This is a genomic window from Pseudoalteromonas sp. S2755 (genome assembly GCF_005886535.1).
Classification (GTDB): domain Bacteria; phylum Pseudomonadota; class Gammaproteobacteria; order Enterobacterales; family Alteromonadaceae; genus Pseudoalteromonas.
The window spans coordinates 1-374 of sequence record NZ_PNDS01000254.1 but is presented as its reverse complement, the minus strand read 5'-3'; the positions used below and the strand labels follow the sequence as shown (position 1 = coordinate 374).

Here is a 374-nt window from a genome sequence, read left to right as displayed (position 1 = left end):
GGACATCGCAACCAGCAACTGCTGATGCTGAAACCATTGATAACCCTGCGATTGATAGTGCTGCTAGTACATTTTTCATAATCTAACCCTTCAATTGTGTCATTTTGTTCTGATGAGCGAGGCATGCGGCCCAGCTCCTTAACTCATTACTAGATCCAGTGCCAAATTAGCCTTCGTAATTTGCGTATTCAGACTTGCTTAGCTCGCCGTCGGCATTAACGTCTAAGTCCGCGAATTGCTCACTCAATGACGCGCTTACGCTCGCTTCAGTTACACTGATTGAGCCGTTGCCATCAGTATCCAATTTTGCGAAGTCATCTCCAGCAAGTGCTGATGCTGAAACCATTGATAAACCTGCGATTGATAGTGCTGCT

At 46.0% G+C, this 374-nt stretch carries 1 protein-coding gene; it reads right to left on the bottom strand.

Features of this window, described 5'->3' with window-relative positions; genetic code table 11:
- Positions 1-166: 166 nt before the first annotated feature.
- Positions 167-374, bottom strand: a 208-nt coding sequence (locus CWC03_RS23120; protein WP_249314118.1) for an EF-hand domain-containing protein, incomplete at its 5' end; no start/stop codon positions are given.